General features: G+C 66.6%; 1 protein-coding gene. It reads right to left on the minus strand.

Features of this window, described 5'->3' with window-relative positions:
• Positions 1 to 515 (minus strand): 2-oxoacid:ferredoxin oxidoreductase family protein (locus tag NQU55_RS36240; protein ID WP_256791881.1); only part of this gene is annotated, 515 nt, incomplete at both ends.

Here is a 515-nt window from a genome sequence, read left to right on the forward strand (position 1 = left end):
CGGAAGGCGGCCACGTTGGCTTCGGCGATCTGCGGTTTCTTCGCGAACTTGCGCCGCAGGAACGCTTCGGTGCCTTCGGTCGGCCGGTGATACATCCACGACAGCAGACCCAGCGCGAACATGTTCTTGCTGCGCTCGGCTTCCTTCCGCGACAGCCCGAAGTCCTTCAAAGCCTCGATGGTCAGCGTGGTCAGCGGCACGGGGTGGACGTTGTAGGCATCCAGGGTGCCGTCGTCCAGGGGGCTGGTGTCGTAGCCGACCTTCGCCATGGCGCGTTTGGCGAATTCGTCGGTGTTGACGATGATCTCCCCGCCCCGGGGCACGTCCGCCAGGTTCGCCTTCAACGCGGCGGGGTTCATCGCGACGAGTACGTCGGGTGCGTCGCCGGGGGTGAGGATGTCGTGGTCGGCGAAGTGGAGCTGGAAGGAGGAGACGCCGGGCAGGGTTCCGGCGGGGGCGCGGATTTCGGCGGGGAAGTTCGGCAGGGTGGAGAGGTCGTTGCCGAACGAGGCGGT

Source organism: Streptomyces telluris (assembly GCF_024519335.1).
Lineage (GTDB): Bacteria > Actinomycetota > Actinomycetes > Streptomycetales > Streptomycetaceae > Streptomyces > Streptomyces telluris.